Source organism: Lacinutrix sp. 5H-3-7-4 (genome assembly GCF_000211855.2).
In the GTDB taxonomy this organism is placed as follows: Bacteria; Bacteroidota; Bacteroidia; order Flavobacteriales; family Flavobacteriaceae; genus Lacinutrix.
The window spans coordinates 1,533,198-1,545,704 of sequence record NC_015638.1 but is presented as its reverse complement, the minus strand read 5'-3'; the positions used below and the strand labels follow the sequence as shown (position 1 = coordinate 1,545,704).

Sequence of the window (12,507 nt, the reverse complement as noted above, 5' to 3'; positions counted from 1 at the left end):
TATATATTAATCTTCGAATTCTTCTTTAAGAATTCTAATAACATCTAGAATTGTTTCCTCTTCTAGGTCTGTTCTTTTTACTAAATCTTCAACATCTTGTTCAAGAATACTTTTCGCAGTATCTAATCCTGCTTTGCTAAATTCTGCAATAATCCAATCTTCGATTTCATCAGAGAATTCTCTTAACTCAACATCTTCTTCTGCTCCTTCTCTAAATACGTCTATATCATAACCTGTTAATTGGCCTGCTAAGCGTATATTATGACCTCCACGACCAATTGCTTTACTTACTTCTTCTGGCTTTAATATTGCTTCTGCTCTTTTGTTTTCTTCATCAATTTTAATTGATGTTACACGCGCAGGACTTAAAGCTCTTGTTATGTATAATTGTAGGTTGTTTGTGTAATTAATTACATCTATATTTTCGTTTCCTAACTCACGAACTATGCCATGAATACGAGATCCTTTCATACCTACACAAGCTCCAACAGGATCAATTCTATCATCATAAGAATCTACTGCTACTTTTGCTTTTTCTCCTGGAATTCTCACTACATTTTTAATGGTGATTAAGCCATCAAATACTTCTGGAATTTCAGATTCAAATAGTTTTTCTAAAAATTTAGGAGACGTTCTAGACATTATAATTGCCGGTTTGTTTCCTTTTAATTCTACGCTATCTATAATACCTCTAACATTATCACCTTTACGGAAAAAATCTGAGGGTATCTGTTTGTCTTTTGGTAAGATAATTTCGTTTCCTTCATCATCTAATAAAATAACTGCTCTGTGACGAATATGGTGCACTTCAGCAGTATATAAATCACCTTCTAATTCTTTAAATTGCTTAAAGATATTAGTATTATCATGCTCATGAATTTTAGAAATAAGGTTTTGGCGTAAGGCTAAAATAGCACGACGACCTAAATCTATAAGTTTTACTTCTTCAGAAACATCTTCTCCTACTTCAAAATCTGGCTCAATTTTTCGAGCTGCAGTTAAAGAAATTTCTTGGTTTGGCTCTTCAACCTCACCATCTGCCACAACAATTCTATTTCTCCAAATTTCTAAATCGCCTTTATCTGGGTTAATGATAATATCGAAGTTATCATCATCTCCAAACTTCTTTTTTAATGCACTTCTAAATACATCTTCTAATATGGCCATTAATGTAACACGATCAATTAACTTGTCGTCTTTAAATTCTGAGAAAGAATCTATTAAGGCTAAATTTTCCATAACTCTATTGAATTAAAATTTTATCTTCACTTTTGCTTCTACAATATCGTTGTAAGCAATATTAGTTTGTTTTTGTACAGTAACTTTACCTTTTCCTACAGGTTTTGGCTCTCTAGCTTTCCACTCGAGGCTTATACCGTTCTCATCTGCACTTACTAAATTAGCTTCAAAAGTTTCTGTTTGTGTTTTAACCTCTAATGTTCTACCAATATTTTTTTTAAATTGTCTTGGTAGCGTTAAAGAAGCTGCTGCTCCTGCCGAGGCAACTTCTATAGAAAAATCTTGTTCTTCTCTATCTAAGTTATGCTCTACAGCACGGCTAATTAAAATACAATCTTCTACAGTTACGCCATTATCACCATCAATAATTACATTTATGGCATTATCGCCGCCAATTGTTAAATCTATTAAAAACAAATCGGCTCTTTCTTCAAGTGCCTCGTTAATGAGGTTTTTTACTGTAGTGTTAAACATTTTTAAGTATAAAAAGAGCGGACTTTTCGTCCGCTCACATTTTTATTGTATTCTTACAACGCTGCAAATATACACAATTTTATTGATTTTCATAATTTTATAAAGTCCAATTTTTTAGTTAAATTTATAGTACTCTTAAATTTAACTCATAATGAAAAAAATTCTTGTACCAACAGACTTTTCAAAAGAAGCCGAAAACGCAATAAAAGTTGCTGCTCAATTAGCCGAAAAACATAGTTGTGAACTTATTCTTTTACACATGCTTGATTTACCTCTTGTACAGTTAAATGCAGGCAGTTCTCCTGCAGATTTACCTGAAGCGCTTTATTTTATGAAATTAGCTCACAAACAGTTTGAAGAAATTATGAATCAACCGTTTTTACAAAATGTTACTGTAACAGAAATGGTTGATTTTCATGATATAAACACTGGAATTAAAGAAGTTAGTAAAGAGCATGATATAGATTTAATAATTATGGGATCTCATGGCGCTACCGGTTTAAAAGAAATGTTTATTGGTAGTAATGCCGAAAAGCTTGTTAGAACAAGCGATATACCTGTATTGGTAATTAAAAACGAACATGAAAACTTTAATATTGAAGAGTTTGTTTTTGCATCAGATTTTGAAAACGATAACAAGGAAACATTCAAGCAAGCTGTAAAACTAGCCAAAATGTTTAATGCTAAAATACATTTGCTAATGGTAAATACTGTTTCTAACTTTAAAACAACAGCTTCTGCAAAAGTAAAAATTCAAGATTTTATAAAAGGAACCACTTTTTCGAATTATACTATTAACATTTATAATGATGAAACAGCTGAGAAAGGTATTTTAAATTTTTCTCATATAATTAATGCCGATTTAATAGGAATTAGCACACATGGACGCCAAGGTATAGCGCACTTTTTAAACGGAAGCCTGAGTGAAGACCTTGTTAATCATGCTAAAAGACCAGTAATCACTTTTAAAATTTAAAAGCTTTTTTACTCTTAAATTTTAATTTCACCACAAATATTAAGACACAAAAAAACCTCTAACAAATTAAATGTTAGAGGTTTATACTTTTGTTTAGTACGGGCGGAGAGACTCGAACTCTCACACCTCGCGGCACTAGATCCTAAGTCTAGCGTGTCTACCAATTCCACCACGCCCGCAAAAGTGAGTGCAAATATACAAATAGTTTCAATATTCAAACAAAACTTTTGCATAAAATGTTTATCTCTTTTTGTACTTTTACTAAAATTCAATAAAATACTATGCAAAACATTCAATCTTACATTGAAAATAACAAAGATAGATTCCTATCCGAATTGATAGATTTACTAAAAATCCCGTCAATTAGTGCAGACTCTGCTTATAAAAAAGACACCATTAAAACTGCAGAAGTTGTAATGTCTAGCTTAAAAAAAGCGGGTTGCGACACAGTAGAGTTATGCGAAACTGATGGCTACCCTATTATTTATGCCGAAAAAATTATAGATAAAAATTTACCAACAGTATTAGTATACGGTCACTACGATGTGCAACCACCAGATCCTGTTGAGCTTTGGGATTCTCCTCCATTTGAGCCTGTTATAAAACCAACAGAACTACATCCAGAAGGTGCCATTTTTGCACGTGGTGCTTGCGACGACAAAGGCCAAATGTATATACATGTAAAGGCAATGGAATTTATGACAACTCAAGACCAACTACCATGTAATGTTAAATTCATGATAGAAGGTGAAGAAGAAGTAGGTAGTGTAAACCTATCTAAATACGTAAAAGAAAATCAAGAAAAACTTAGCAACGATGTTATTTTAATTAGTGACACTGGTATGATAGCTAAAGACACACCATCTATTACAACAGGACTTCGTGGTTTAAGTTATGTAGAAGTAGAAGTTACAGGACCAAATCGCGATTTACATTCTGGTTTATATGGAGGTGCAGTAGCAAACCCAATTAATATTTTAACCAAAATGATCGCCTCTTTACACGACGAAAATAACCACATTACAATACCTGGTTTTTACGATAACGTAGAAGAACTATCTAAAGATGAACGCGCACAAATGGCAAAAGCTCCATTTTCTTTAGAAAATTATAAAAAAGCTTTAGATATTGATGCCGTTTATGGAGAAGAAGGTTACACCACTAACGAGCGTAACTCTATCCGCCCAACTTTAGATGTTAATGGTATTTGGGGAGGTTATACAGGCGAAGGCGCAAAAACAGTAATTGCAAGCAAAGCTTATGCTAAAATCTCTATGCGATTAGTACCAAATCAAGATTGGCAAAATATAACCAATTTATTTAAAAAGCACTTTGAAAGCATTGCACCAAAAGGCGTAAAAGTAAAAGTAAACCCACACCATGGCGGTCAAGGTTATGTTACACCAATAGACAGTATTGGCTACCAAGCAGCAAGCAAAGCCTATGAAGACACTTTTGGAAAAACACCAATACCACAACGTAGCGGCGGAAGCATACCAATAGTATCTTTATTTGAAGAAGAACTAAAAAGCAAAACCATACTTATGGGCTTTGGCTTAGATAGCGACGCCATACACTCACCAAACGAACATTTTGGTGTTTGGAACTACCTAAAAGGTATAGAAACAATACCAGGATTCTACAAACATTTTGTAGAACTATCTAAATAAATTTAAAAAATCCGTTCTTTAATTAGAGCGGATTTTTTTTTATGGTGTTCCCAATATGAGCAAAAAAGCTTCATCTTGGTCAGGCTCTCGGCAGTCGCTCTCTGCGAGGAGCTCCAACAAAGCCTCCATCCTTAACACTTAAAACCAACAACTTACAAAAATAATTATTGCTCTACATTTGTAGAATTAAAATATTTGTTCTACGTTTGTAGAGAACAATTTAAAATGTAGAACATGCAGCTTACAAAAACCGAAGAAGATTTAATGAATTACCTCTGGAAACTTGAAAAAGCTTTTATGAAAGACTTACTTGAAGCCTATCCAGAACCTAAACCTGCAAACACTACAGTGGCAACACTTTTAAAACGCATGACAGATAAAGGATTTATAGCATATAACCTATTTGGTAAGTCGAGAGAATACTATCCATTAGTAAAGAAAAAAGATTATTTCTCTAAACATGTAAACGGATTAATAAAAAACTTTTTTAACGATAGCAGTTCTCAGTTTGCTTCCTTTTTTACAAAAGAAACCAATTTGTCCAAACAAGAATTACAAGAATTACGAGCTATAATCGATACCGAAATTAAAAATAAGTAACCATGGAAATACTAATATTAAAATCGACAGCATGTTTGGCTATTTTATTAGCATTCTACAAATTATTTTTAGAGCGTTTAAACATACACACCTTTAAACGCTTCTACTTATTAGGCGCAGTATTAATTTCTATAATAATACCTTTTATAACTTTTATAGAGTATATAGAACCGCAATTTAATGTTCCATACTTTGAAGTAGACCATTCTGCAACTATTAATTTATTACCAGTAGAGCAACCAATTATTACAGAACCTACTAACTACTTACCTTTTATTTTATGGAGTATTTACGGTTTAGGAGTTTTATTATTTTTAACCAAATTTTGCATAAATCTATTTGGTATTGTATCAAAAATTAAAAGAAACGAAAAGCAAAAATCTGGTAATTACATTTCAGTTTTATTACACGATTTTATAGTGCCACACACCTTTTTTAGTTACATTTTTTTAAACAAAACAAGGTTTGAAGCAAAAGCAATTCCGCAGGAAGTATTATTACACGAACAAACACATGCCAAGCAAAAACACACTCTAGATATTTTATTTATAGAATTATTACAAGTTGTATTTTGGTTTAACCCACTACTCTATTTATTAAAAAAAGACATAAAACTTAATCATGAATTTCTGGCAGACGAAGCCGTTTTAAAGCAAGGTATAGACTCATCAACTTACCAAGAAACACTGCTTCAATTCTCATCTACTGCAAACGAAATTCCATTGGCACATGCCATCAATTATTCATTAATCAAAAAACGATTTACAATTATGAAAACACAAACCTCAAAAAAAGCTGTATGGCTTAGAAGTTTTTTACTACTTCCGCTTTTAGCTGGATTACTATTTAGCTTTAGCGGAAGAGAACAAGTAGAAAAAGAAGTTGTTCCTGCTATGGTTTTTCCTAAAGAAATAGAAAACCAACAAAACAAACCTTTAAAAGATGTAAAAACAGAATTACAAAAATTAGGCAATTATAAAATAAATTATATTAATACCAATTCTCAAAATGACATCGTAATAGCTGAAGACATAACAATAGTAATCGACAAAAACGATAAAATCACATTAAACGAAAAACAGGTAAAACTCACTAATTTAAAAGTTGAAATAAACAAATACAATAGCAACCTTACTGATGAGCAAAAACAAAAATTTGTGCATGGCAAAATATTTCATCATGAAAAAACATCCAAACTTTTAATTCAAAAAATTAGTGAAGCACTAATAAGTAATAATATTTGGAGCTTTTCTACCTCTAATGTAGATACAGAATACAACAAAAAATATTTAGACAAATCAACTCCAGATATACCAACCATATCAATGGAAAATCTAAATGAAGCGGATAAAAAAATCTACCTAAATAAAGTAAATAAATACAAAGAATGGTTAAAATCAAAAAACTCTAACAGTACTATTCAAATTACAAAAAAAGGATATGTACTAAGAAATAAAAAAAATGATATAATATTATCAACAGATCCAGATTATAAAGAATTTGAAACCAATGTTACTAATTCAAAAAACTCTCCTTGGAAAATTGAAACAAAGCTAACTTATAACCAAGAAGACAATAAAACTCAAAATCCAACTTTAACAGTTAATGGCATAGAGTGTAATAAATGCCAACTAAACCTATCGAAAAGTGGTATCGAGCAAATAATATTAGACACTAAAAATCAAGAGCCTATAGCTTCATTTAAAATTAAATTTAAAGGCAAACCAACCGAAAGTATTATAGGAAATACGCTAAACTCTAAAGCCATTTCTTATTTAAACCAACAAACACTAGGCTCAATAATTCAAATTTTCGATATTAAAACAAATAATAAAACTAAATTAAAACCATTTTTAATAACCCTTGTAGATAAAAACGACAAAAATTATTCTCGTTCTCCAATTATAAAAAAAGGAGAAGTTTCAACGTTACCACCACCAGCGCCACCAGCGCCACCAATAGGTAGAGAACTTGAAAGAAATACTGCTTTTGTAAATGTTAATGGTACTACGTTATTTAAAGTAGACATAAACGGAGACATAAAATATTATAACCGTAATGGGTATTTAGTAGATAGTAATGGTAAAGTATTATCTAAATCTCAAGTCGATGGAAGCAAAGTAATACCTGGACAAAAAATAACTAAAGTATACCAAAAAGGAAACATTGTTGCCGAATTTAAAAAAACTTGGAAAGACGATGAAAATTTTAGTGTTCCAGAACCTCCAAAACCACCTAAACCAATTTCTCCAAAAGAACACATTAAAAATATGGCTTCAAAGGACGCTAGTTTTTTCTATAATGGTGAGGCAGTTACAAAAGAAAAAGCTTTAGAACTTGTTGAAAACAATAATAAAATTAACATATCAACCCAAACAAACAATGGTGAATCTACAGTGCATTTATCTACCAAACCAATAACAATAGTAAATGGTAAAAAAATAAGCGACAGCCAAAAAAACAGAGATAAAACCATTGCAAAAAGAAGAGCATTAACCGAAGAAAGAAAAAATGCTATGCGTGAAAAACGCAAAGCTTTAAGGCAAAAAGCTACTGCAAAAAGACAACAATTATTAGCTGCACGAGAAGCCAGACAATCAAGACCATTAGCTCAACAATTTAAAGGCATGGAAGCTAATGGTGGAGCATTTTTTTATGAGGGTGAAAAAATTACTGAAGCCAAAGCTATAGAACTTATAACAGACAACCCAAAGCTAAACGTTTCAATGCATAACAATAATGGCAAATCTACTGTACACCTGTCTAAAAAAGGCATTAAAACAGTAAATGGGAAATTGGTTAAAACAGAAAATTAAAAAAATAGGAATAAACGTTTTACAAAAAAAGCCTCTTGTGTAAGAGGCTTTTTTATTGTTAAATTTTGTAACAAAATGCAACTTTTAGCGTTCTAATAACCTAATCATCAATCAAATCAAAAAAAATTAATCACTAGATCATGCTAAAACAATTCTTCATTATCTGCTCTGGCGCAGATACAGATATTCTTAAAGATAGTGCCATAGGCGAACAAAATAAATATGCAGGTATTGGTGCTACTGTATTTTTTACAGCATTAATGGCATTTATAGCTTCCAGCTATGCACTCTATACTGTGTTCGATAATTTATACGCCGCTATTGGTTTTGGACTTGTTTGGGGATTGCTAATTTTTAATCTTGATCGTTTTATTGTGTCTACAATAAAAAAAAGAGACAATATTATAGATGAAATAATACAAGCCTCACCAAGATTACTTTTAGCAGTAATTATTGCTGTTGTTATTTCTAAACCATTAGAATTGAAGATTTTTGAAAAAGAAATTAATCAAGTTTTACTAGAACAAAAAAATGATTTAACACTGGCTAATAAAGACCAAATAGCACTTCAATTTAACCCTAAAACCCAAGCTTTAAAACAAGAGATAGCTGCTTTACAAAACGAGATTATTACAAAAGAAGCTCAAGTAAATGCACTTTACGATATTTATATAAATGAAGCCGAAGGCACTGCCGGCACAAACCTTTTGGGAAAAGGTCCTGTTTACAAAGAAAAACGAGAAAAACATGATGCTGCGCTTACAGCCTTAAACCAACTAAAAGAAACAAATAACGAAAAAATTACAGCACTAGAAACTGCTATAGCAAAGCTTGAAACAGATTATAATTCACAAATTGAAACCACACAACCAATTATTGATGGTTTTGATGGCTTAATGGCTCGAGTCTCTGCCTTAAACACATTACCATGGTTACCTTCGTTTTTTATTTTCTTATTGTTTTTAGCCATTGAAACGTCTCCAATATTTGCAAAATTATTAGCTCAAAAAGGTGAATATGACTTTAAATTAGAAGACCAAGAAACAGCAATAAAAAGTTTAGTAGAGCAAAAAGTATATGAAAGGAAACTGGCTTTAAAGGCAGATTTTGAAATAAACAACAAAGTTTATAGCGCTATTAGTGAAGAAGACGAATTATATGAGTATAAACGTAAAAAAGCAAGAGAACTCATGCAATTACAAGCTGATGCTTTTTACAACGGGCAAAAAAAGCTATTATAGTTTTTTAACGTACTCTGTAATAATAACTATTTGTTGTTTTTCTACTTTTCCCTCTATGTAATTTGCATTATCACGATCAAGTCTAATGTTTCTAACAGCAGTTCCTTGTTTTGCAACCATGCTAGAGCCTTTTACTTTTAAATCTTTTATTAAAACAACCGAGTCGCCATTTTCTAATATAACGCCATTTACATCTCTATGTATAATTTTTTCGCTTTCGTCTTTATCTTCTCCTGTTGCTCTTGCTAAAGCCAATGCATCATCATCAAGATACATCATATCTAACAAATCTTTTGGCCAACCTTCTGCACGCAGTCTTTGTAACATACGCCAAGCCATAATTTGCACTGCTATATGCTCGCTCCACATACTATCGTTTAAACAACGCCAGTGATTAGGATCCATTTCTATATTTCCTTCTATTTGATCACGACAATCTGAACACACTAATACACAGGTGTCTACACTTTCGTTTAGTGATGGCGGAATAATATATTGGCTTAGGTTTGTAGTAGATGTACACAACTCGCAAGTAGTATTACTTCGGTTTTGTAACATTTGTAGCACGCTCATAAAAAATTGTTTTAATGCGCACAAATATAGTAATTGGTTTGCGTTTTATTATTAAAAGATTGTTTTAAGATGCTTGTTGTAAAACATGCTTTATTTTACTGCTAATAAATACTTCTAATATTTTAGCATTTTGCGCTTTAAAAACAACTTTACCTGCATTTGCTGGCACTAAAACTGTTTCTCCCATTCTCATAGTTTCTGTATTATTTTCAACTGTAATAGTTGTTTCTCCTTCAACACACATAAAAATTACAAATGAATCTAATTGTGAATAATCTTTAATTTGTTTTTTAGTAACATCTAAAATATTGGTAGTAAAGAAATCACAACTTACAAGATTGCTGCTTGTATTTTCTTTTAAGCTATAATTAGCTTTACCATTAGATTTAAAATGTTTTGTAGCTTGCTCGGCTAATTTAGTATGTAATTCTCTTTTTTGTCCAGCATCATCTGTTCTATCCCAATCGTATACACGATAAGTAACATCTGATGTTTGCTGTATTTCAGCAGCTAATACTCCTGCTCCAATAGCGTGTATTTTTCCTGCTGGAATAAAATAACTATCGCCTTTTTTTACTTGCTCTCTATTAAAAATAGCCTCTACATTTTTAGCTGTTATGTGGTTTAGTAGTTCTGGATTTGTGTTTTTATCTTTTAATCCTAAAACAATATCTGCATTAGTATCGCTATCCATAATGTACCACATTTCGGTTTTGCCAAAACTATTGTGATATTTTTTTGCCATAACATCATCTGGGTGTACTTGTACAGACAAGTCTGTTTTTGCATCTAAAAACTTTATTAATAATGGAAAATTATAGCCGAAATTAGCGAAATTTTCTGCACCTAAAAGTTCAGCTTTATGAGTAGCAATTAAATCTTTCAAGTTAGTGCCTTTGTAAGCGCCATTATTTACTACCGAGATGTTTCCGTTTACATCAGATATTTCCCAGCTTTCACCTATATTATTTTGAGAGGTTTGTTTTCCTAAAATGTGACCTAGCTTATTTCCTCCCCAAATTTTTTCTTTTAAAATTGGGTTGAATTTTATTGGATATGCTTTCATAACGAGTAGGTTTTTTAATATTGAAGTTTTACAAACTGATTATCGACTTGTAATTTTTTTAAATAATCCATAACCGAAAATAGTTTTTGATACAAGGTTAGCTTTATAGTTTGAGTGTCTAACTGCTGTGTGTTATATTCTACAATCACTTGTTGATTTTCTGTAATTGCTTTTATTAAACCATTTAAACCTTCTCTTTTTGTTTTTAACAAATTAGTAGTTGCATAACCTAAATGTTCTAGATTAAATTGATTAAACATAAATCTTGCTCCTGCTTTTACTGCAGAAACATCAGATTTAAACTTCTTGATATTAACTACAGATACATTACTGCATTGTTCTTTAATATCATTTAAAAGTTTGTAAGTTCTATCTTTACTGTGATTATTAACTAAACACAGCTCTAAGTTATTTGCTTGATTTATTTGTTGTATAAAAAAAGCAGGATCTATTTGCTCTTCATTATTATGAAAAATTATAATTACGCCTATTTTCATTATTTGGGATTTTAAAAATTAGGCTACTTTTAATTCTGATGTAGATTTTGCTTTGTTAGAACTTTTTTTACCTCTATAAACCCAAGCAATTTGAGCTAATTGAAAAATAATTTTTACTGAATCTTTCATAGAAAGCTTTGAACCATCTGCATGAATCCATCTTTTTAATGGCTGTTCGCAAAGCATTGCTTTTGCTTTTTTTATTCCAAAGTGAATACTCATTCGTTTAAAAATTTCAACATCAAAAATCCATTGTGTCACAAACTTTTTACCAAATGCTATCTGGATAACATCTTTACTAAAGATTTTAGCACCGCATTGCGTGTCTTTAAAGTCCATTTTTAAAATTTTTCTAATAATAAAGTTTATGGTTAAACTTATTATTTTTCTGGCAGATTCTTTGGTGATATCTGCACCCATTCTTGAAATACGCGACCCACTAACTATTTTAAAATCTGAAGTTTCAATAGTTTTTACCAAATCATCAAAATCTGCTAAATCTGTAGATAAATCTGCATCAAGAAAGCCAATATAATCTAAATCATCTTTTTTAGCCATATGCAACATACCTAAGCGTACAGCTTCAGCTTTACCTCCATTTTTCTCACAATCGTAAACAGTAATAAAATCTTCTCTTCCATTTTGTAAATTATGTAAAACCTCTAATGTTTTATCTTTACTTCCATCGTTTACAAAACATAGGTGATAACCTGTGTGTTGATCTATATAACTTATAAACTCTTCACTTAATAATCGTTCTTCTTCATTATAACAAGGTATTACTACACCAACACAACGTTCTTGAATCATAACATTACTAGCTGCAATAGTATTTTCTACATCTGGAGCTCCAATTAATCGTTTAACTCGTGCGCTAATTTCATTTAAACTTAATGGCTTTTTCATGTAATCACTAATACCTAAATCAAAGCCTGCTGTAATTGTTTCGTCTTTATTATCTCCAGATAATACCATTATTGGTGTTTGTGAGTTTTTAGTAACTCTTATATGTTTTACGACTTCTAACCCACACATTCCAGGCATATTTATGTCTACAATAACTAGATCTGGTTTAAAAGTATCATAAATTTCTAATCCTTTATTTCCATCAGTTTCAATTTTAACTTCATAACCTAATTCGGTTAATCTTTTTTGTAAGGGTAATAAAACTAGTTGTTGATCATCTATTGCTAAAACTTTCATATATAAGTGGTTTTTTTGTTTTGGGACACCTCAAAAGTACTGTAGAATAGACAATTACATTTCTAATTTAGATTAATCAATAACTATGTGTCGACGAATGGTAGATTACTATAGATAATTAAAAATGGAAGCCGTATTTTATTTATTTATCT

General features: G+C 31.1%; 11 protein-coding genes and 1 tRNA gene. 5 read left to right on the top strand and 7 right to left on the bottom strand.

Annotated features, from left to right (window positions below; genetic code table 11):
* Positions 1–6: 6 nt before the first annotated feature.
* Both nusA and rimP read right to left on the bottom strand, forming a co-directional pair.
* Positions 7–1,239, bottom strand: a complete 1,233-nt coding sequence (nusA, locus tag LACAL_RS06835) for a transcription termination factor NusA (protein WP_013869987.1) — start codon at positions 1,237–1,239, stop codon at positions 7–9.
* A gap of 12 nt (positions 1,240–1,251) precedes the next feature.
* On the bottom strand, positions 1,252–1,713 hold the full coding sequence (rimP, locus tag LACAL_RS06830) for a ribosome assembly cofactor RimP (protein WP_013869986.1): 462 nt from the start codon (positions 1,711–1,713) through the stop codon (positions 1,252–1,254).
* 151 nt (positions 1,714–1,864) lie between these two features.
* On the opposite strand from rimP, the gene LACAL_RS06825 reads away from it, so the two are divergent.
* A complete protein-coding gene (locus LACAL_RS06825; RefSeq protein ID WP_013869985.1) occupies positions 1,865–2,689 on the top strand; it encodes a universal stress protein in 825 nt (274 codons plus the stop codon).
* Between the two features lie 97 nt (positions 2,690–2,786).
* Here the strand turns inward: LACAL_RS06825 and LACAL_RS06820 are convergent.
* Positions 2,787–2,868, bottom strand: a tRNA-Leu gene (locus tag LACAL_RS06820).
* 102 nt (positions 2,869–2,970) lie between these two features.
* Between LACAL_RS06820 and LACAL_RS06815 the strand changes: the two genes are divergently transcribed.
* The 4 genes from LACAL_RS06815 (at position 2,971) to LACAL_RS06800 (ending at position 9,016) form a co-directional block, all read left to right on the top strand.
* The gene (locus LACAL_RS06815; RefSeq protein WP_013869984.1) at positions 2,971–4,359 is read left to right on the top strand and encodes a dipeptidase; all 1,389 of its coding nucleotides are present in this window, start codon (positions 2,971–2,973) and stop codon (positions 4,357–4,359) included.
* 234 nt (positions 4,360–4,593) lie between these two features.
* Positions 4,594–4,959, top strand: coding sequence for a BlaI/MecI/CopY family transcriptional regulator (locus LACAL_RS06810; RefSeq protein WP_013869983.1), 366 nt, complete (start codon positions 4,594–4,596; stop codon positions 4,957–4,959).
* A gap of 2 nt (positions 4,960–4,961) precedes the next feature.
* Positions 4,962–7,775, top strand: a complete 2,814-nt coding sequence (locus tag LACAL_RS15015) for a M56 family metallopeptidase (RefSeq protein WP_013869982.1) — start codon at positions 4,962–4,964, stop codon at positions 7,773–7,775.
* A gap of 140 nt (positions 7,776–7,915) precedes the next feature.
* On the top strand, positions 7,916–9,016 hold the full coding sequence (locus LACAL_RS06800) for a DUF4407 domain-containing protein (RefSeq protein WP_013869981.1): 1,101 nt from the start codon (positions 7,916–7,918) through the stop codon (positions 9,014–9,016).
* Here the strand turns inward: LACAL_RS06800 and LACAL_RS06795 are convergent.
* The 4 genes from LACAL_RS06795 to LACAL_RS06780 all read right to left on the bottom strand — a co-directional run bounded on the left by LACAL_RS06795 (position 9,011) and on the right by LACAL_RS06780 (position 12,355).
* On the bottom strand, positions 9,011–9,589 hold the full coding sequence (locus LACAL_RS06795; RefSeq protein WP_013869980.1) for an alkylphosphonate utilization protein: 579 nt from the start codon (positions 9,587–9,589) through the stop codon (positions 9,011–9,013). The two genes, LACAL_RS06800 and LACAL_RS06795, sit on opposite strands and share 6 nt — an antisense overlap.
* A gap of 64 nt (positions 9,590–9,653) precedes the next feature.
* A complete protein-coding gene (locus LACAL_RS06790) occupies positions 9,654–10,655 on the bottom strand; it encodes a type I phosphomannose isomerase catalytic subunit (RefSeq protein ID WP_013869979.1) in 1,002 nt (333 codons plus the stop codon).
* 14 nt (positions 10,656–10,669) lie between these two features.
* Positions 10,670–11,152, bottom strand: coding sequence for a glycosyltransferase (locus LACAL_RS06785; protein ID WP_013869978.1), 483 nt, complete (start codon positions 11,150–11,152; stop codon positions 10,670–10,672).
* Positions 11,153–11,170: 18 nt separating this feature from the next.
* Entirely contained in the window at positions 11,171–12,355 is a 1,185-nt protein-coding gene (locus LACAL_RS06780; protein ID WP_013869977.1) for a response regulator, read from the bottom strand.
* Positions 12,356–12,507: the final 152 nt, after the last annotated feature.